Source organism: Exiguobacterium alkaliphilum (genome assembly GCF_018138125.1).
GTDB lineage: Bacteria > Bacillota > Bacilli > Exiguobacteriales > Exiguobacteriaceae > Exiguobacterium > Exiguobacterium alkaliphilum.
This window is the reverse complement of the sequence record NZ_CP073101.1, coordinates 232,036-250,374: the sequence shown is the minus strand read 5'-3', so window position 1 is coordinate 250,374 and position 18,339 is coordinate 232,036. Positions and strand designations below refer to the sequence as shown.

The following is an 18,339-nucleotide window of genomic DNA, read 5'->3' as shown; positions in this document are numbered from 1 at the left end:
AATTTTTGTTGATTTAACAATGTTTATCTACAAAAAGAAAGAGAAATGGCTACTTATTTGGCACTTATTTTACCAAGATGACATAAACTTGTGTCAACTGCATAATTCATTAGCAAAACACCCCTATTAACTAAGCTAATTACTCTGGACGGTTTGTCAAATTAAGCGCAACACTTCCTCCGCGAAGGCCTCGTGTGCGGTCTTCCAGCCGAGACATTTCCTCGGCCGCCCGTTGATCTTGGCGAGCGCGTCCACGATCTCTCCTTGGCCGACCGTCGCGAAGTCCGATCCTTTCGGGAAGAACTCGCGCAGGAGGCCGTTGGCGTTCTCGTGGCAGCTGAACTCCTTGCCCCGGTCCGTCGTCGCCGTCCTGAACGTGCCCTCCGGGAAGGCGGCGTGGACCGTGTGGATCGCCCCCTCCATCGAGGCCGCGCTACGGTCCGCGATCGGCAGGGCGAGGTAGAACCGGCTCTTGCGCTCGACGAACGTCGCGACGCAGGCCTTCGACTTCCCTCGTCCGGAGACGACGGTGTCGAGCTCCCAGTGCCCGAACGTCTCGCGTGTGCGCACCTCCTGCGGTCGGTCCGAGATGGTCAGCCCGACGTTGAACCTCCCGCGTGTCTCCACCGGTTTCCGGCGCTTGCCTTTCTGGCGGAGCGCGGTCGTCGGCACATCGATCAGCCCCGAGTAGATCCAGCGATAGATGGTCGAGAAGGCGATCTTTCCGTTGAAGAGCCGCCCCACGATCTGTTCCGGGGACCACGTCGCCCGCAGCTTCCCTATGATCGTCTGACGCATCCTGTCGTCGAGCTTCGTCTTGGCCCCGCAGTTCGCTTTCGCCCTCACGTAGCGTTCCTGTGCACGGTCCGACTTGTACCCGGGGTTCCGTCTGATCTCCCGCGAGACGGTTGAGGGCTGTCGCCCGAGCCGTCTCGCGATGGAGCGGATGGACATCCCGAGCTCCAGATAGGTCTCTATTTTCACGCGTTCGGCTGTGGTAAGATGGGTGTAGCTCATAGCGATTCCTCAGTCTGAATGTTTGTCTGGTAACTTCATTCTACACGAGGCCGTCGCTATGGGCTTTTTTTGCGTTCACGTTCAGGTGTTGCACTTAATTTTATAATTCATCCCATAAAATATCACCTCCATACAAATTAGTTTCCCCCATTTGTTGGAAAATATTATAGTGTGCTGCAAACGGGTACACAAGGCAATTTCGAGTGTGCTGTAAGGTTAGAAAAATCCTTGCAGTACATTTTTTATAGAAAAGTGTACTTTAAGAGTGATTACGGCCACGAGTTTTTACCGCCTCTGCCATTTTATTTACCATCAAATGCCATGTTCGGTACCACTCAGTGACATATGTCGACCATCATGTGACTCAAAGTCCGTTGGACAAGGGATTGCGGCATTGTGAGCCATCGATTGCGGACGACTGAGCCACCTAGTGCGAAGAAAAGAGCCATCACTTGGATGGCTCGGACGGTCAGCGTGCTGATATGCCATGGCGTTCCCTCATCGATATTTCACCGTCGATCATGATTTGATAAGAGTCATGGATGATCCGGTCGAGGATAGCCTCTGCGATGGTCTCGTTTCCTAATCGAAGATGCCATCCGCTCGGGTCGATCTGAGAACAGTAGATGGTGGAGACGGTCTTATGGCGCGACTCGGAAATCTCGAGGAGGATCGTCGCCTCGTCAGTCGTCAAGTCGGTCAATAGCCATTCATCGAGGATGAGTAGGTCGACTTTTGTATACTTTTTGAGGAGTCGTCGGTAGCTCCCATCGGCTGCGAGCTTCGCCAGTGTCAGTTCATCCAACAATTCAGGCAGACGAATGTATCTCACCTTGAACGACTGGCGACAGGCCGAGACCCCGAACGCGGTCGCGAGATAGGTCTTCCCGGACCCTGTCGGTCCCTTCAGAATCAAATTGTGGCCGTCCAAGATGTAAGTTCCGCTTGCCAACCTGAGGATCTGCTCTTTGTTCAATCGACGGTCGGCATGGTACTCGATGTCCTCGATGCAAGCATTCGAGTTGATGAACGAGGCAGCCTGGATCAGCCGGTGCAGCTTGCCGTTCTTTCGTCTGGAATGCTCAAAATCGACGAGTAGTGCCAGTCGTTCATCAAAGTCCATGCGTTGAAAATCGCGATTGGATGACTGTTCCTCATAGGCTTCGGCCATCCCGTTCATCTTCATCTCGATCAGTTTGGCAATCGTCTGTTCATTCATCTTTATCAGCTCCCCCATAGTATGCCGCACCACGCATGAAGCCATAGTGATTGTTGGCAGTTTCCGTCTTGCGTTTCAACTCCTGCTCGGCGTCGCTCTTCTTGTTGTTCGACAGGATGCTCTGGATGCCCTTGACCGTCGGTCTGTTGGTTATGGAGACGACCATCTTACAGGCGCGCTCGATCTCATACTTGGAATAACGTCGCTCCAGTTTCTTCAGCGTGAAGATGGATTGGAGTGCCAATCGCTCGGTCTGAGCAGTGCCAAGAAGGAAATCGATCACTTTCAATGTGTTCGGACCGATCTCGTCTGCCCAGTCTTTTGCGTTCTCCGGGGTCTGGTCGATGTAGAGCTTATGGTTGTCGGGCATGTGATCGCGGTTGGTCGATAATTGTCCGAAGCGTCCAATCAGCCGTTTGTGGGAGGTAATCCGCATTTCGTTGAAATACACCTCGACCAATTGCTCGGTCAGTCGCACCTCGACCTGACAGTTGATATATTCATAGGGCACCGAATAAAACATGCTCTCGACGGATATGTGGTAGTCCGGGCGGACCTTCGCGTCCCGCCAACTCGATTGTTTGTACGAATGCTTCGGCAGTGGTGCTAACGCGAACTTTTCCTCTTCCTCGAATGCGGAGAGACGGCTACCGGGTTTCCGGGTGAACGGACGACGGTTGAATTCTTCCAGCTTTTCATGAACCTCACGGTTCAACTCCTCTAGGCTGAAACAGTGGGAGTTCCTCAAGGCGGCGATGATCCAAGTGGAGATGACACCGACGGAACCCTCGACACTCGGTTTGTCCTTAGGTGCGCTCACACGCGCGGGCATGACGACCGTCCCATAATGTTCAGCCATCTCTCGGTATGTCGGGTTGAGGATGAGTTCACGTGACGTGTTTCTCGTGACACCGGTCTTCAGATTGTCAGGGATGAGAATCTGGGTGCTCCCACCGAAATAGCTGTAGGCATGGTTATGGCACGTAATCCATGCAGACAAGTCCATCGAGAGACTCGCCTCGGCATAAGACAATTGGCTACAGGGCAATGTCGCTACGAATATGTATACTTTTACTTTTTCTCCTGTGTCCCGATCGATGATGAACGTGGTTGAACCGGCCCAGTCGACTTCCATCACTTCCCCTGGTTTGCGACGAATCCGGAGCGTAGCCCTATGCTTGTTCGCATAGGCGCTGTAATGTCGGACGAAACTCCGATAGGAGTAAGGAATGCGCTTGTTCGTGCGGCACTCCATCTCGTACTCGTGATGCAGGAGCGACAGGGTGACGTTCGGCTTTGCCAATTCCTTGTGTACATAGTCAAAATCGATCGGATGTCTACCGGAAGATTCAAGCGTCTTCTCAGGGAATAAGAACTCTTCAATCCACTTGTCGGTCATGTCATCATCGAAAGGTCCCATCAAGCCCTTGTCTGTCGCCCGATCAATCACCTCCGTCACTTTCTGACGCGAGTTGCCAGTGCTAGCCGCGATACTTCTCAGGCTCAGCCCTTGCTCCCTAAGTCTTAGAATAGCTAAATACCGAAGCATAAAAAACCTCCCATGTAACGATGTCACACCATTAGGTGTGCACATTAATCATAAGGAGGCAATATGAAGGTTGGTCGGGGCTTTGGCATCACTTGGTAAATTGTTTGTCACTCTTTGGTAAATAAGATTGCAAGACTGGTACATTCTAATGGCCGTAATCATAAGAGAAATAGTTGGTGTTTATCCGGTGTTTTAATTTGCAAAAAGGGTCCAAACGAAAATGTACAATACACAATCAGATTGCAACAAAACCCCATTTCATGCGGGTTTGAGGCACGTTCTTAAACAATACGAAACTACTTTTTACGGTTTGAAAAAGAGGACACAAGAACGTGACATATGTGAATGATCTCGGTGTATCGGACAGGGGATGGAACCCATTTCGACCGAATCGCGTCTACTTGTTTGAAATCGATTCAGGGGACCGAGTCTTGTTTTTACCCGATTCGGGAGACATTATAAAAGAGGCTGGGACATAACTAGCCAGTTCTAAAGTATTTCAATCAAAAAGAAGGGGTCCGGTCACCGATTTTCGGTGACCGGACCCCTTCTTTGTACTTCGGGCGGGCCGGATGGACTCGGAACCGATTGATCGTCCGATAGCTCGGCTCGTGTCCCTGGGCGAGCCACATCATGCGCAGGCTGTCCTTGAGAAGGCCCTCGATCTTCCGGCCCGAGAACACGGACTGCGTGTACGCGCAGAGGACGATCTTCATCATCATCCGCGGGTGATAGGCCGGGCAGCCCGTCGTTCGCCAGAACGTCTCGAACGCCTCGTCCGGGATCTGTTCGACGAGGTCGTGGACGGCGAAGGCGATGTCGTTCTCCGGGAGCCGAACTTCTAAATCTAGGGGCAAAACCAACTGGTTCATGGTATACTCTTTGTACATAGGGGCACCTCCAAAGTTATGGTTTGGTCACTTTAACTTTATCAGAGGTCGCCCCTATCTGTTTATATCGAAATGTGCGTAAGAACCCATAAAAAGGAGAAGAGGCCACCTGGCGCGAACGAGTCGCGCCAGGTGGCCTCTTTCTTATAAATCTACTGAGTTATGTCCCAGCCTCTTCCTATTAGTTGCGAATCATATAATCGAAAGCACCGAGTGCGGCAGTCGCACCAGATCCCATCGAGATGATGATTTGTTTGTAGGCGCTGTTCGTGCAGTCACCTGCTGCGAACACACCTGGGACGTTCGTCGCGCCATGACGGTCGACGACGATCTCACCGAAGTTGTTACGCTCGACCGAGTCGAGCCAGTCCGTGTTCGGGACGAGGCCGATTTGGACGAAGACGCCTTCGAGTTCGACGTGATGCGTCTCGTTCGTCTCACGTGACAAGTACGAGATGCCGTTCACTTTGTCCGTACCCGTGATTTCTGTCGTCTGTGCGTTCGTGACGACGGTCACGTTCGGGAGGCTGTGGAGACGGTCTTGAAGCACTTGGTCGGCTTTGAGTTCAGAAGCGAACTCGAGCACCGTCACGTGTTTAACAATCCCAGCGAGGTCGATCGCTGCTTCAATTCCAGAGTTGCCGCCACCGATGACTGCGACGCGCTTGCCTTCGAAGAGAGGGCCGTCACAATGCGGGCAGTAGGCCACACCTTTGTTTTTGAACTCAGCTTCACCTGGGACGTTGACGTTACGCCAGCGTGCACCAGTCGACAGGATGACGCTCTTACTCTTCAAGACGGCACCATTCTCAAGTTCGACTTCGACGAGGTCAGTTTTCTCAAGACGCTTCGCGCGTTGGAGATTCATGACGTCGATGCCGTATTCTTTCACGTGCTCTTCCAAGCTCGCGACGAGTTTCGGGCCTTCCGTGTAAGATGTGCCGATGAAGTTCTCAATCCCCATCGTGTCCATCACTTGACCACCAAAGCGTTCCGCGACGATGCCGGTCCGGATGCCTTTACGAGCCGCGTAAACCGCTGCGCTCGCACCAGCTGGGCCGCCACCGATGACGAGGACGTCATACGGGTCTTTGTTGTCAAACGCCGAAGCGTCAGGACCAGTTCCGAGTTTCGCCAAAATCTCTTCAAGTGACATGCGTCCGTTGCCGAACGCCTCACCGTTCAAGAAGACGGTCGGGACAGCCATGATCTCTTTCGCTTCCACTTCTGCCTTGAACGCGCCACCGTCGATCATCGTGTGTGAGATGTTCGGGTTGAGGACGCTCATGACGTTGAGTGCCTGGACGACGTCCGGGCAGTTGTGGCAACTGAGGCTGATATACGATTCGAAGTGGTACGTGCCTTGAATGTTTTGAATCTGTTTGATCGCATCCGCGTCCACTTTCGGCGCCCGGCCGCTCACTTGGAGCAACGCGAGGACGAGTGACGTGAACTCGTGACCGAGCGGGATCCCTGCGAAGACAATCCCTGTCTCTTCAGACGGGCGGTTCACGCTGAAACTCGGTGTGCGATCGAGTGTGACGTTCTCGACCGAAATGCGTGACGACATGCTCGCGAGTTCGTTCACGAGGTCGAGCATCTCTTTTGAGACCGCGTCGTCTCCAGCGCTGACACGGAGGACGACATCGCCCTCCATGAGCTGGAGATATTGGTCCAACTGTTGTTTAATATCTGCTTCTAACATGAAATCCGCTCCTTACAACTTGCCGACGAGGTCGAGGCTCGGGCGAAGTGTTGCAGATCCTTCTTCCCATTTCGCCGGGCAAACTTCGCCTGGGTTGTTGCGGACGTATTGTGCCGCTTTAATTTTGTTGACGAGCGTGCTTGCGTCACGGCCAATACCGTCTGCGTTGATTTCAACTGTTTGGATGACGCCGTCTGGGTCGATGATGAACGTACCGCGGTCAGCAAGGCCATCTTCTTCGTTCAAGACGTCGAAGTTACGTGAGATTGTGTGTGATGGGTCACCAATCATGATGTACTCGATTTTACCGATTTTCTCAGAAGTTTCGTGCCATGCTTTGTGCGTGAAGTGTGTGTCAGTCGATACTGAGTAGACTTCGACGCCGAGGTTTTTGAGTGTCGCGTATTCGTTTTGAAGGTCTTCAAGTTCAGTCGGGCAGACGAATGTGAAGTCAGCTGGGTAGAAGCAAACGACGCTCCATTGACCTTTGAAGTCGTTGTCCGATACTTCGAGGAATTCACCTGTTTGGAATGCTTGTGCTTTGAAAGGTAAGATTTCTTTGCCGATTAATGACATGGGATATGTCCTCCTTGTTTTTTTACTCTAGTGGACTTTCGTCTCTACTAGAATAATTATAATGTAATACTAACTTCATATAACCCGCCAAAAATGTCAAGACGTTTGCATGTATGGTAAAATGTTGATATATCAACGTCGAACGGATAAAACGCTTGATGAAAGGAAAGAAAACGATTACAAAATAAATGTGCTTTTGTTTTCAATCCCTTATGTGAGAAAAACAAAATGGGATTGGAATTCACTCACTTTATTGAGAAATCACAAATGGATTCTCGTAAAAAATCATGACATTATCAATTACAAACAAACAACCTTAATCCAAATTCGATTAAGGTTGTTGAATCTTATCTATAAGCTGTTGATTAAATTCGACTCTGTGTACGCCTTTGTGAAGGCGGGCATGGCAGTTTGGGCATACGGCTACAACTTGATCCGGTTGTGACAACCCATCGTCGGATTCTTTAAAGACCGAGTGGAGTTCAAGGTAAGGACCATGTTCAGTCTCAAAAGGAGCCGGTTGTCCACACGCTTCGCAACGATTATTCGCACGAGCGAGTACGTAGTAATATAGAGCCGCAGTCTGTTCGCGTACTTGTAACTTTCGGGCAGACATACTTAAACCTGTTGCTCGTTTCGGATCGCGTGATGCGACTTCTTCTAACTCTTCAATCGATTTGTAGCGCATTATCGAGGAAAATTGATGCGCTTCTTCCTGAATAACGTGCAGAGGCTCAAACGCAAAGACGATCACTTCTCGTTGATTGTGGTATTTGTCAATTCCAAATTGAATATCAAAGCCAATTAAAATGAGTTGGTCGACAAAGCGATAAGTGCCGCGTCCAAGTGATTCGAACAAATAAACATCTTCGCCATTTTCGACATGGTTAAGGAGTGCTTTGTTACCGAAAGAAAACGATTGATTTCCTTCTTGTCCTTCCCCGCTGTAATAGTAGAGACCATCTTCTTCATTCCAACCGTTTTTATAACCAAACTCTTCATCCATTCCACTATCGAAGATAAAGATCAGTTTATGTTTATTTGGTGTGCTAATTCCTCGTTGACGACTTCCCCCATAACGATCGTGAAGTTCAGAACGCTTGTACAATTTATTTTTTTCGAACAGCATGCGGCACCTCGTTCCTTAGAGTTCCATTTATACAAATTGTACCATGTCTCTAACGAAATGAACGAAAAAGACAGAGGTCGCCCTCTGCCTTTCACTTATTCCGCCATCAATGCGCACACCGCATTCGAATAGGCGACCGGGTCTTCAATCGGTAGCCCTTCGATGAGGAGCGCTTGCTGATAGAGGAGGTCCGTATACTGTTTTGCTTTCGCTTCGTCTTCCTTATAGACGCGCTGCAACGTCTGGAAGATGGCGTGGTCGGCGTTCACTTCGAGCACTTTCTCCGCTTTCATGCCGCCGCCGTTTGGCATCGCGTTCAAAATCTTCTCCATCTCAATCGAAACGTCACCTGCGACCGTCAAGCAGACCGGATGTGACTTGAGTCGTGTTGAGGCGCGCACTTCTTTGACGCGGTCGCCGAGTTCCTGCTTCATGAAGGCGAACAAGTCTTTGTTGTCGTCGTTCAGTGAATTGGCCTCGGCGTCATCGAGACCGAGGTCACCGCTCGCGATTGACTTGAACTCCTTGTCGTCATACGACTGAAGCATCTTGATGGCGAATTCGTCGATTTCTTCTGTGAAGTAGAGAATCTCGAAGCCTTCTTCTTTCAAGCGTTCCGCCTGCGGCAAGAGGTCGATGCGGTGAATCGATTCGCCCGTTGCATAATAGATGTACTTTTGATCGTCTTTCATGCGCGCGACGTACTCGTTGAGCGTGACGAGCTTCTTCTCGTTCGACGAGTGGAACAAGAGCAAGTCTTTCAACTCGTCCTTGGCCGCACCGAACTGGTCGTAGACGCCGAACTTGATTTGACGGCCGAACGACTCGAAGAACTTCTCATAGTCCTCACGCTCGTCGCGGAGCATCTTCTCGAGCATGCCTTTGATTTTCGACTTCACGTTTTTGGCGATGACGCGAAGTTGACGGTCTTGCTGCAGCATCTCCCGGGAAATGTTGAGCGACAGGTCTTCCGAGTCGACCATCCCTTTGACGAAACCGAAATAATCCGGGAGCAGGTCAGGCGACTTCTCCATGATCAAGACACCGTTCGAGTACAGCTCGAGCCCTTTCTCGAACTCTTTCGTGTAATAGTCGAACGGGACCGTCGATGGGATGTAGAGGATCGACTGGTACCGGATTGTGCCGTCGACGTTCAAGTGCAGGTGCTTGAGCGGCTCGTCGAAGCCGTAGCGCTTCTCATGATAGAACGCCTTGTAGTCCTCGTCCGAGAGTTCGCTCTTCCGTTTGCGCCAAATCGGCACCATGCTGTTGATTGTCTCTTCTTCGACATAGTCCTCGTATTCTTCCGAGTCGTCTTTTTGACGATGCTTCGTCACATCGAGCTTAATCGGATAGCGGATGAAGTCCGAGTGCTTCTTGATGAGCGAGCGGATCTCGTACTCTTCGAGGAACGTCGAGTACGTCTCGTCGTCCGTGTCAGCTTTCACATGTAACGTAATCTCGGTCCCGATGTCGGCCTTGTCCGTCGGTTCGATCGTGTAGCCGTCCGTGCCTTCCGATTCCCACAAGTAACCTTGCTCGCTGTCGACCGAGCGGGTGCGCACCGTCACACGGTCCGCGACCATGAACGCCGAGTAGAAGCCGACGCCAAACTGGCCGATGAGGCTATGGTCTTCTTCCATCTTCGTCGCCTGTTTCATCGCGAGCGAGCCGCTCTTGGCGATGATCCCGAGGTTCGACTCGAGTTCGTCAGCCGTCATCCCGATCCCGGTGTCGCGGATTGTGATGGTCCGAGCGTCTTTGTCGAGTACGACTTTGACGAAGTAGTCGTCCTTGTTGAAGTCGAGTGCCTCGTCCGAGAGGGCCCGGTAATACATCTTGTCGATGGCGTCACTCGCGTTCGAGATGAGCTCACGGAGGAAGATGTCCTTATGCGTATAGATTGAGTGGACCATCAACTCTAAAATTCGTTTCGATTCGGCTTGAAACTGTTTCTTTGTCATGATCGTTCTCCTTTTGTATGTTCGATTTTGGCACTCTATATATAAGAGTGCTAACACTATTGATTATCCTAATTTTTAGAAAGATGTCAAGACGCATCAAACAAAAGATTGACGCGGGGCTCGGATTCACCTATAGTTGAGTACATGCGATGAGCTGGTCTATGTAAGACGGCGGACATTCCTTTTGGGAGCACGTTGTGGAGCGTGGTCCGTCGCGGTAGACTTTCGAGAGCACCTCTAGTGAGAGGTGCTCATTTTTTTGTATATGGGGGGATTATGATGCAACTACATACCATCCATCACGTGGCGATTATCGCCTCGAACTATAATGAGGCGAAACGGTTCTATGTCGACATCCTCGGGTTCGACGTCATCCGCGAGCATGTTCGGCCGGACAAACGTGACTATAGCGTCTAGGTGTCTAAGAGCTTCGAACGACCATAACAAAAGCCCCTTCACGCGAAGGGGCTTTCGTTATGGCCTTACATAGGACAAGAGCATCTCTCGAAGCACCCGTTGCTGAATGATAGGCTCGATGTCGTCTTCTAAATAGCTGATGTGTGACTTTAAGATGATGTTGTTTCCGAACGTCCCGAACGCGTTGATGATCGTGACGAGAGTCGCCCTCACATCGATGTCGTTTCGGAACGACCCGTCCATCTTGCCTTCTTCAATTAAAGGGTCAAGCGTCTTGATAATCTCACATTGCAAGTCGATGTAGTCGTCGATGTCCGGTAACGGGCTCGCGACGAACGACGCATAGCTTTCAAACGCTTCGCGAAAACGGGAATGGTTCGTCTGTTTCATCTGTTGGTCGAGCATATGGTCGAGCACCGCCGTGAGTCGCGTGTAGGCGTCTCCGGGCGTTGTCGTCAATTGCTTGAACGTCTCAAGTGTCGGGGTCAAGTTGCGCACTGCGGCGGCAACGATCAGTTGGTCTTTTTTAGGGAAATAACGAAACAATGTCGCGACGCCGATTTCAGCTGCGTCCGCGATGTCTTGCATCTGCACCCGTTCAAACCCGTCTTGTAGAAACAAAATCTCGGCTTGTTCGATAATGCGATTTAGACGTTCTTCTTTATTCTGTTGTCGTTTACTCATGAAATCACCTCTTTGTTGTGTAGCTATTATAACGTGTCAAAGCGGTTTCGTTGAGACGTGAATGTGTATGAAGTGGTACTAAAGGATGAAATTCGTTTTGTCTGTCTCGTGTCAGAAAGCCTATACTGACAAGAGGATGATTTCACATTAGGGAGGGATTTGATGAAGTGGTGTTTAGATGACGTACGCGAGATGCATGCGGCTGCACCGTATACGTTTTATATCCCGAGCGAAGAAGTATTCCGTCAATTGAAAGTCGGTGATTTAGTAAAATTGATTTTTATGAACGAACATCCTTCTTCTGATGGATATGGTGGTGAACGTATGTGGGTGAAAATCACAGACGTTCAAGGTAATCAATTTGAGGGTGTGCTCGACAATGAGCCATATTATTTACCGATCGAAGTCGGCACGGAACTTTCATTTGGAATAGAGCACATTTGTCAGACCGAATACGAGGAGCCGGATGGGGAGAAATGGGATTATTACGCTAATACATTTGTAATCGTCAGTGCGGACGTGTTGGAGCGCGAAGAATTTCATTTTATGTTGCGGGATAATCCGAACGGGGAAGAGGATTCAGGTTGGTCTTTCTTGAGCGGGTATGAGGACGACGCATATTTAAGTGATACCGAGAATTTTCTCATCGTGTCGATTGGAGTCGTGTTGAATATGGATGATTCGATTTTATCAATCGTACAACAACCCCCGCTTTGTGCATATGAACGGGACGAGGAAGGGACGTTTCAGGAAATTGAAGACTACGATTGGGACGGGTATTTAAACGGCTAAACGATAGCATGGCGCTTCTTTTGTCTGCTCCAACTATTCGAAACAACTTACTGACTTGTCATCATGTATCTCAGAAAAAAGAGGTGAAGGTATGGTGCATCAATTTGAGATGAAACGTTTATGGGAAGATGCACTCGAGATGAATGTGACATTCGAGTTAAAAGCAAAGTGGTGCGAGGTCACGGTAAACGAGTATGTCACAGTAGCCGAGATTGAAGCGCTCGTCTCTGCGCTACAAGCATTCAATGCTCGAAACGGAAAATTGGTTCGGACGTGGACACTTGATAGCCCACTCGTCCACGTCTCTTTGACGTTCGAGCTGGCGAACACGAGAGGGACCGTTCGTGTCACCGCGATGGTCGACCAAATGAAAGGTGACGGCGGCGACATGAAGGCTGTTTTCTCGTTCGAGACGACGATGGGTCAGATTGATGACTTGCAGCGACAACTATCGAATTTTTTGGCGCGTGAAACCAATCTGGTCGAATCGCTTCGTTCGGATTAAATCGCCAGACCAAAACAAGAAAGTGGGTGCAGAAACTGAAAACTCAATTTGAGTTAGAACGCATTTGGATGGATGAGACCGACCTATTTTACCAAGTCAGACTCCAGCTCCACGCCTCCGTCTGTTCTAGCAGTCAAGAGGTGTATATGCAGGACGAGACGCTGCAAGAACTGATTGACTCGATTGCTGGATTCAATAACACTTGGGGGAAGAAACCTGTGATTTGGGAGTTGTTCGACTCGGATGCGGATGAGCAAAAAATCAGCCTCACTTTCACGCTGATTGATCGGACCGGGACGATCCAAGTCGACGTCCATATCCATGATGAGTGGCAACACGACCCGTTCGACCACTTCCGTGCGGCCTTCAGATTCAAGACGACGATGGGACAACTCGATGACCTCAGCGCCCAACTCAAACGGTTCATTCTTCGTGAGACCGACCATGTCGCCTCGCTCCATGAACGATGACAAGCCCAGACAAATAAGCGTCTGGGCTTGTTTTAATACCATTCTTTCGGTTCGTAATTCAATTCACGGAACAACTGCTCGCGCTCTTTCTTCGAAAGGTCGCGCCATTGGCCTGGCGGGAGCTTGCCGAGCGTGATGTTCATGATGCGGACGCGCTGCAAGCGGTACACCTCGTACCCGAGCTCTTCGCACATGCGACGGATTTGACGGTTGAGTCCTTGCGTGAGCGTGATGTTGAAGTCGAACTTCGACAGTTGGTGCACTTTACACGGCAACGTCTTCTGCCCGAGAATCTTGACGCCGGCCTCCATCTGCTCGACGAATTCTGGAGTGATTGGCTTATCGACCGAGACGATATACTCTTTCTCGTGCTCGTTCTCGGCGCGAAGGATCTCGTTGACGATATCGCCGTCGTTCGTCATCAAGATGAGCCCCTCAGAGTCTTTGTCGAGGCGCCCGATATTGAAGATACGGAGCGGATGGTTGACGAGGTCGACCAAGTTGCCTTTCACTTTTTTCTCCGTCGTGCTCGTGATGCCGACCGGTTTATGGACGGCGATGTAGACGTTGTTGCGGGCGACACGGGCGACCGAGCCGTTGACGAGCACTTCGTCCCCAGGCTTCACTTGGTCGCCGATTTTCGCTTTCTTCCCGTTGATGGTGACGCGTCCCTCTTCGACGAGACGGTCGGCTTGGCGGCGGGACGCCTTGCCTGATTCACTGATGAATTTATTGATACGCATCGATTCACGTCCTTTGTTTGGCTTCGTCTTCTCACTATAACGCATTTTACATACCGCCGAAAGCGGGAAACGAACGGAGAGAAGGGATGTGACACGATGGAGCACGCACGAGATTTATTAAAAGAGGCGCTTCGATTTCAAGAACGGCTCTTGGCGTCACCGTTTCAAAAGGAGCTGATTGAGGGGGCATCTCCCGTCCTTTGGTACGGGCGTCCGACAGACGGCCAGTGGCTGACCATCGGCACGAACCCGTCGCGCGGCGAATTCTTTGAACGAGACGGCAAAGTCAGAAGTGACGACGCGCAGAAATTCTATTGGCGTGACCAGTCATTTGAAGCGTATCTAGAGGACGAGACAGCCCTCGACGCGACAATTGAATACGCAACGGCCTATTTTGAGGCCGGGCGGGCGACGACGAGCTGGTTCGGCAAGCCAGACGGGGCGAAACTTGAAGCGTTACTCGAAGGCATGGGTCGATCGTTTTACGATGGGACCGCCATCCATGTCGACTTCTTCAAATATGCGACCTATCGGCAAATGGGGCAGATTCGAGACGGGCGTCGTTGGATGGAACATCCCGACTCGCTGGCGCTTTTAGAACGGACGATTCGTCTCATCCGTCCAGAACGCCTCATCGTGCTCGGTCGCGACAACTGCGTGGCCATGACGGGCTTTACCGAAAAACGGACGGTCACGGGCTATCCGAGCGCCGTCTACGAGCTCGGCCTTCATCCGGCGGGCATCCCGATGGTCGGTCTTCACTTCAAACCGTCCGAAGTGCTCGTCGGCCTCGGCAACGGCGTCGACTTGAACGGTCTGCACCACGGCGCATATGCGAAGCGGGAGCACGTAATGCGAATCGGGGCGCACGTGCGTCAGGAGGCAGACATTTTCTTCTCCTGAAAGATTACTTCGCAGGCGGATAGACGCGCGTGATGCTGCCCCAAAAATTGAACTCGTTGAAGTCGATGTAACGGACGTCCTCGGAGCGGTTGTCGAGCACTTCGAGCAAGACGACGTCAGCGTAGCCGGGCTTTTTATAAATAATATAGCCGATGCCTGTGACCGAATGATTTTTATAGAACCCGTTCGCCATATTCAAGATGAACGGACGATCGGCGAGGAGCTCGCGCTCGAACGTCGACCATTTCCATAAGTAGCGCGAACTGCCGCGTCCCTTATAGCCGTACCGCTCCCAAAGTTTCGTCACGATCGTCGCAATTCGTGTCGGAGGCGTGCCTTTCTCGTCTTTGAACTGATATTCAATCGCAATCGCTCGAGCGTCTTGTTGAATGACAAACGGGTCGTCGGGGATGTTCGTGTAGCCGTGATCACGGTAGTAGCGAAAAATGGCTGTGATGGATGTGAGGGTGCAGTTGTTCTTCCCGCCGTTAAACGCGCGTTGAAGAAGGGGGGGCACCCCGTCGATGCGTTTCTCTTCTTTCACAGTCCAATGGCCGTGATACCGGTCGTCTACATAAGCTTGCGGATTGACGATGCCCGCATAGCCTTTCTTTGCGGTTTCAAGTTGTCCGGCAAAATGCTCTTCCACACCGATCCCTCCTATTCATTCATTATACAAACAACGCCTCTTCCCAGGAAATACGAGAAGAGGCGTTTGTCGTCAAAAGACCAAATGGGCGATCCCGACGATAATCGGGAGCGTGATAAACGTCCGGAGCAAGAAGATGAGGATGAGGTCGACGAATGAGATTGGCAGTTTCGAGCCGAGGAGCAGCCCCCCGACTTCGGACATGAAGATGAGCTGGGTGACCGATACGGTCGCGATGATGAAGCGCGTCATCTCACTCTCGATGCCGCTACCGAGTACGGCCGGCAAGAACATGTCGGCGAACCCGACGACCATCGTCTGGGCGGCGGCTTCGGCTTCCGGTACTTGGAGCAACATCAAAATCGGTTCGAACGGCTTGCCGAGAATCGTGAAGAGCGGCGTATACTCCGCGATGACGAGCGCGATCGTCCCGACGGCCATGACGATCGGCAAGATGCCGAGCCACATGTCGAGCACGTTTTGGAAGCCGTCCTTCAGCGTGGCACCAAAGCTCTTACTCGATTGCGACTTGAGGAGCGCTTGGCGAAGCGCCCACTTCGGCATCGACACGTTTGCTGGGACCGGCTCTTCCGGCTTCAGTTCCGTCCCTTCATACGGCGTGTCCGCTTTTTTCGAGAGCGGATAGATCCGCGGCATGATGAGGGCCGCGACGATACCTGAGATGACGATCGCTCCGTAATACTGTAGGAAGTAGGCATCGAGTTCCATGTACGACAATATGACGATCGTGAACGTGATTGAGACGACCGAGAACGTCGTCGCGATGACGGCGGCTTCTCGCTTCGTATAGTAGCCGTTCTCGTACTGTTTCGTCGTCAACAGAATCCCAATCGTCGCATCCCCGACCCATGATGCGAGCGAGTCGAGCGAGGCCCGGCCCGGGAGCTTGAAGAGCGGACGCATGACTTTGATGAGCATCGTCCCGACGAACTCGAGCAACCCGAAGTTCAAGAGGAGCGGGAGCAACATGCCGGCAAAGAGGAACGTCGCGAACAAGATTGGAATCAAATCGTAAAGGAGTAGTCCGCCCGTGAACTCGGACGTGATCATCTCAGGGCCGAGGACGAGAAGTGTCATGACGCCGGCGATGAACCCGACGACGCGCATGGCGAACCAAAACGGTGTGACGTTCAACAACGAATTGAAGTGCGGACGCTCCAAGACGAACGCCGGTTTGGCCAAATACGTCCATAGCGACCCGAGCACCGAGAGGCCCATCATGATGACAGCAAGTGTCGGTACGACGTCGCCAATCAAGTCGATGAGTTGGTTCGATAAGAAGGCGACCGGGATGGTAAAGCCGTCGTCCGTCGGAATCGGGACGATGAAAAACATGAGACCGATTAGAGACGGGATGATAAATTTCAAAAAATCGTTGGACGTAAACGATGGATTGTCTTCGTTCGTCCTGTTTGGTGGTTGATTCATAGTGAATACCCCTTTTCCCCGAGAGTGTAGTATGTCTTCGCGTGTCCCCATCACGCGAGACGGTATGACGATGAAGGAATGTGTTCTTCTCATTCATTATAGAGAAGGGAAAGCATGACGGACAACAATCCGTTGCAATTTTCAGAAAAAAATGAACGGTCTCATGAGCGTACGATTCGTATTCTCGGCCTCACTTTAGTATGATGACAGCGAGTGTTACAAATTCGAGATATTCAGCATATATAATAGAAGTGGAGAGATGAACATGAGATTAAGCATACTCGATCAAGCCCCGGTCACGTCTGGCCATACGTCAGAGCATGCGTTGACGAGCGCCGTCGAACTCGCGCAACTAGGTGAAGCGCTCGGCTATCACCGCATGTGGATGGCCGAACACCATGGCGGCATGTCGTTCGCGAGCTCGGCACCGGAAGTCGTCAGTGCGTACATCGCGGCCAAAACGGAGCGGATTCGGCTCGGCTCGGGCGGCATCATGATGATGCACTATTCCCCACTCAAGATGGCCGAGGTGTTCAAGACGCTGAGCGCACTCGCGCCAGGACGCATCGACTTTGGGGTCGGACGGGCGCCGGGCGGGGATGCGAATGCGATTTATGCGATGTCACAAGGCCAGAAGCCGATGATGGACGGATTGTATGAAAAATTAGCGACGACGCTCCAACTCATCAATGACGAGACGCCAGAAGAACGTTGGTATAAACACACGCCGGCCGCGCCGACCGGTGTGACGCGCCCGGAGGCTTGGCTTCTCGGGTCGAGCGGGAACAGTGCCGTCCAAGCCGGGCGGATGGGCGTCGGCTATTCGTTCGCTCAATTTTTCAACGGGGAATTGAGCACGGAAGCGCTCGACGCCTATCGCGACAACTTCCGTCCGTCCGCTTTCATGGAGAAACCGGACATCAACGTGACGTATCTCGTCACGACGGCCGAGACGGAAGAAGAGGCGGAATATTTGGCCCGTCCGTCCGACTTGTCTCGTCTCTTCTTGATGCGTGGCCAACTGCGCCAACTGATGAGTCCGGAAGCGGCGCACGAGTACCCGCTCACCGAGGTCGACAAGATTCATATCGCGAACAACCGGGCCATCCATCTCGTCGGGACGCCGAAACAGATTGCGACCCAACTTCAAGAGGAGTCGGCACGTTACGGGTTTGACGAGGCGATGATTTGCAGCATCCAACACCAGCAGTCCGACCGCCTGAACGTCTATCGTTTGCTCGCGAACGAACTGCTATAACAAGACGCTCCTTCTCTAATCGGGAAGGGGCGTCTTCGTTTAGGCGAACAGTTGGAAGAGCACGAACAAGACGACGATACCGCCGAGTAGCACGGTGAAGAACACGGAAGCTGCCCGCTCTTGATTGCGAAGAATCGTGTACAGCCCGACAAAGAACGCACCGATCGCTGCGGCGAACGCCGTCATCGAGGCGGCGGCTGCCCACGTATTGTCGAACAGCGTGCCGGTGTTGAACGGTTGAGCGGACTGCGTGCTGACGGTGGCGACAATCAACAAGAGGAAGACGGCGAGCAACAACCCGACCGACCATTTGCCTGGCCGTGTCTGCGGATAGACGTTTCGACTGATCATGATGGCTCACCTCGTTTCAAGACTTGATTCAGTTATCTTTACCCGTTTTTGTATGCTCTGAGTAAAAAA

General features: G+C 51.7%; 18 protein-coding genes and 1 pseudogene. 6 read left to right on the top strand and 13 right to left on the bottom strand.

Features of this window, described 5'->3' with window-relative positions; all coding sequences use genetic code 11:
• Positions 1–156: 156 nt before the first annotated feature.
• The 8 genes and pseudogenes from KB235_RS01320 to htpG all read right to left on the bottom strand — a co-directional run bounded on the left by KB235_RS01320 (position 157) and on the right by htpG (position 10,049).
• Positions 157–1,017, bottom strand: coding sequence for an IS30 family transposase (locus KB235_RS01320; RefSeq protein WP_211780192.1), 861 nt, complete (start codon positions 1,015–1,017; stop codon positions 157–159).
• A 469-nt stretch (positions 1,018–1,486) separates the two neighbouring features.
• Positions 1,487–2,236 (bottom strand): IS21-like element helper ATPase IstB, encoded by a 750-nt coding sequence (istB, locus tag KB235_RS01315; protein WP_211779437.1) that lies wholly within the window; start codon positions 2,234–2,236, stop codon positions 1,487–1,489.
• Positions 2,229–3,785, bottom strand: coding sequence for an IS21 family transposase (gene istA, locus KB235_RS01310; RefSeq protein WP_211779436.1), 1,557 nt, complete (start codon positions 3,783–3,785; stop codon positions 2,229–2,231). Before istA ends, istB begins: the two co-directional genes overlap by 8 nt.
• Before the next feature lie 569 nt (positions 3,786–4,354).
• Positions 4,355–4,675 (bottom strand): annotated as a pseudogene (locus tag KB235_RS01305) (transposase); the annotation flags it as partial.
• Positions 4,676–4,856: 181 nt separating this feature from the next.
• On the bottom strand, positions 4,857–6,380 hold the full coding sequence (ahpF, locus tag KB235_RS01300) for an alkyl hydroperoxide reductase subunit F (protein ID WP_211780191.1): 1,524 nt from the start codon (positions 6,378–6,380) through the stop codon (positions 4,857–4,859).
• Between the two features lie 12 nt (positions 6,381–6,392).
• Positions 6,393–6,956 (bottom strand): alkyl hydroperoxide reductase subunit C, encoded by a 564-nt coding sequence (gene ahpC / locus KB235_RS01295; protein WP_114165035.1) that lies wholly within the window; start codon positions 6,954–6,956, stop codon positions 6,393–6,395.
• Between the two features lie 331 nt (positions 6,957–7,287).
• Positions 7,288–8,085, bottom strand: coding sequence for an SRA domain-containing endonuclease (locus KB235_RS01290; RefSeq protein ID WP_211780190.1), 798 nt, complete (start codon positions 8,083–8,085; stop codon positions 7,288–7,290).
• Positions 8,086–8,180: 95 nt separating this feature from the next.
• Positions 8,181–10,049, bottom strand: coding sequence for a molecular chaperone HtpG (htpG, locus tag KB235_RS01285; protein WP_211780189.1), 1,869 nt, complete (start codon positions 10,047–10,049; stop codon positions 8,181–8,183).
• 279 nt (positions 10,050–10,328) lie between these two features.
• On the opposite strand from htpG, the gene KB235_RS01280 reads away from it, so the two are divergent.
• Positions 10,329–10,466, top strand: a complete 138-nt coding sequence (locus tag KB235_RS01280) for a VOC family protein (RefSeq protein ID WP_211780188.1) — start codon at positions 10,329–10,331, stop codon at positions 10,464–10,466.
• Between the two features lie 57 nt (positions 10,467–10,523).
• Here KB235_RS01280 and KB235_RS01275 read toward each other — a convergent pair whose 3' ends face one another.
• Positions 10,524–11,150, bottom strand: coding sequence for a TetR/AcrR family transcriptional regulator (locus KB235_RS01275; protein ID WP_211780187.1), 627 nt, complete (start codon positions 11,148–11,150; stop codon positions 10,524–10,526).
• A gap of 162 nt (positions 11,151–11,312) precedes the next feature.
• Here KB235_RS01275 and KB235_RS01270 point away from each other — a divergent pair, with 162 nt between their 5' ends.
• From KB235_RS01270 to KB235_RS01260, 3 genes are all read left to right on the top strand, one after another.
• Positions 11,313–11,942 carry an immunity protein Imm33 domain-containing protein gene (locus tag KB235_RS01270; RefSeq protein ID WP_211780186.1) on the top strand — a complete coding sequence of 210 codons (630 nt, stop codon included), beginning with the start codon at positions 11,313–11,315 and terminating at the stop codon, positions 11,940–11,942.
• 91 nt (positions 11,943–12,033) lie between these two features.
• Positions 12,034–12,447, top strand: a complete 414-nt coding sequence (locus KB235_RS01265) for a hypothetical protein (protein ID WP_211780185.1) — start codon at positions 12,034–12,036, stop codon at positions 12,445–12,447.
• A gap of 68 nt (positions 12,448–12,515) precedes the next feature.
• The gene (locus KB235_RS01260; protein ID WP_246514289.1) at positions 12,516–12,917 is read left to right on the top strand and encodes a hypothetical protein; all 402 of its coding nucleotides are present in this window, start codon (positions 12,516–12,518) and stop codon (positions 12,915–12,917) included.
• Between the two features lie 32 nt (positions 12,918–12,949).
• Here the strand turns inward: KB235_RS01260 and rluF are convergent, their stop codons facing one another.
• Positions 12,950–13,660: a 23S rRNA pseudouridine(2604) synthase RluF gene (gene rluF / locus KB235_RS01255; RefSeq protein WP_034803651.1), complete on the bottom strand. Its 711-nt coding sequence runs from the start codon at positions 13,658–13,660 to the stop codon at positions 12,950–12,952.
• Positions 13,661–13,756: 96 nt separating this feature from the next.
• On the opposite strand from rluF, the gene KB235_RS01250 reads away from it, so the two are divergent.
• Positions 13,757–14,563, top strand: coding sequence for a hypothetical protein (locus KB235_RS01250; RefSeq protein ID WP_211780184.1), 807 nt, complete (start codon positions 13,757–13,759; stop codon positions 14,561–14,563).
• A gap of 4 nt (positions 14,564–14,567) precedes the next feature.
• Here KB235_RS01250 and KB235_RS01245 read toward each other — a convergent pair whose 3' ends face one another.
• The gene (locus KB235_RS01245) at positions 14,568–15,212 is read right to left on the bottom strand and encodes a C39 family peptidase (RefSeq protein WP_211780183.1); all 645 of its coding nucleotides are present in this window, start codon (positions 15,210–15,212) and stop codon (positions 14,568–14,570) included.
• A 72-nt stretch (positions 15,213–15,284) separates the two neighbouring features.
• Entirely contained in the window at positions 15,285–16,661 is a 1,377-nt protein-coding gene (locus KB235_RS01240) for a YjiH family protein (RefSeq protein ID WP_211780182.1), read from the bottom strand.
• Between the two features lie 265 nt (positions 16,662–16,926).
• Between KB235_RS01240 and KB235_RS01235 the strand changes: the two genes are divergently transcribed.
• Positions 16,927–17,919 carry an LLM class flavin-dependent oxidoreductase gene (locus KB235_RS01235; protein WP_211780181.1) on the top strand — a complete coding sequence of 331 codons (993 nt, stop codon included), beginning with the start codon at positions 16,927–16,929 and terminating at the stop codon, positions 17,917–17,919.
• Between the two features lie 39 nt (positions 17,920–17,958).
• On the opposite strand, the gene KB235_RS01230 is transcribed toward KB235_RS01235, so the two are convergent.
• Entirely contained in the window at positions 17,959–18,270 is a 312-nt protein-coding gene (locus tag KB235_RS01230; protein ID WP_211780180.1) for a hypothetical protein, read from the bottom strand.
• Between the last annotated feature and the right edge of the window lie 69 nt (positions 18,271–18,339).

Bases quoted from the DNA above. Each gene is read 5' to 3' on its own strand.
- KB235_RS01265 (WP_211780185.1), top strand. From the start codon at position 12,034: ATGGTGCATCAATTTGAGATGAAACGTTTATGGGAAGATGCACTCGAG.
- KB235_RS01260 (WP_246514289.1), top strand. From the start codon at position 12,516: ATGGATGAGACCGACCTATTTTACCAAGTCAGACTCCAGCTCCACGCC.
- KB235_RS01290 (WP_211780190.1), bottom strand. From the start codon at position 8,085: ATGCTGTTCGAAAAAAATAAATTGTACAAGCGTTCTGAACTTCACGAT.
- htpG (WP_211780189.1), bottom strand. From the start codon at position 10,049: ATGACAAAGAAACAGTTTCAAGCCGAATCGAAACGAATTTTAGAGTTG.
- KB235_RS01320 (WP_211780192.1), bottom strand. From the start codon at position 1,017: ATGAGCTACACCCATCTTACCACAGCCGAACGCGTGAAAATAGAGACC.
- KB235_RS01235 (WP_211780181.1), top strand. From the start codon at position 16,927: ATGAGATTAAGCATACTCGATCAAGCCCCGGTCACGTCTGGCCATACG.
- KB235_RS01280 (WP_211780188.1), top strand. From the start codon at position 10,329: ATGCAACTACATACCATCCATCACGTGGCGATTATCGCCTCGAACTAT.
- ahpC (WP_114165035.1), bottom strand. From the start codon at position 6,956: ATGTCATTAATCGGCAAAGAAATCTTACCTTTCAAAGCACAAGCATTC.
- KB235_RS01270 (WP_211780186.1), top strand. From the start codon at position 11,313: ATGAAGTGGTGTTTAGATGACGTACGCGAGATGCATGCGGCTGCACCG.
- KB235_RS01250 (WP_211780184.1), top strand. From the start codon at position 13,757: ATGGAGCACGCACGAGATTTATTAAAAGAGGCGCTTCGATTTCAAGAA.
- istB (WP_211779437.1), bottom strand. From the start codon at position 2,236: ATGAATGAACAGACGATTGCCAAACTGATCGAGATGAAGATGAACGGG.
- istA (WP_211779436.1), bottom strand. From the start codon at position 3,785: ATGCTTCGGTATTTAGCTATTCTAAGACTTAGGGAGCAAGGGCTGAGC.
- KB235_RS01240 (WP_211780182.1), bottom strand. From the start codon at position 16,661: ATGAATCAACCACCAAACAGGACGAACGAAGACAATCCATCGTTTACG.
- ahpF (WP_211780191.1), bottom strand. From the start codon at position 6,380: ATGTTAGAAGCAGATATTAAACAACAGTTGGACCAATATCTCCAGCTC.
- KB235_RS01275 (WP_211780187.1), bottom strand. From the start codon at position 11,150: ATGAGTAAACGACAACAGAATAAAGAAGAACGTCTAAATCGCATTATC.
- rluF (WP_034803651.1), bottom strand. From the start codon at position 13,660: ATGCGTATCAATAAATTCATCAGTGAATCAGGCAAGGCGTCCCGCCGC.
- KB235_RS01230 (WP_211780180.1), bottom strand. From the start codon at position 18,270: ATGATCAGTCGAAACGTCTATCCGCAGACACGGCCAGGCAAATGGTCG.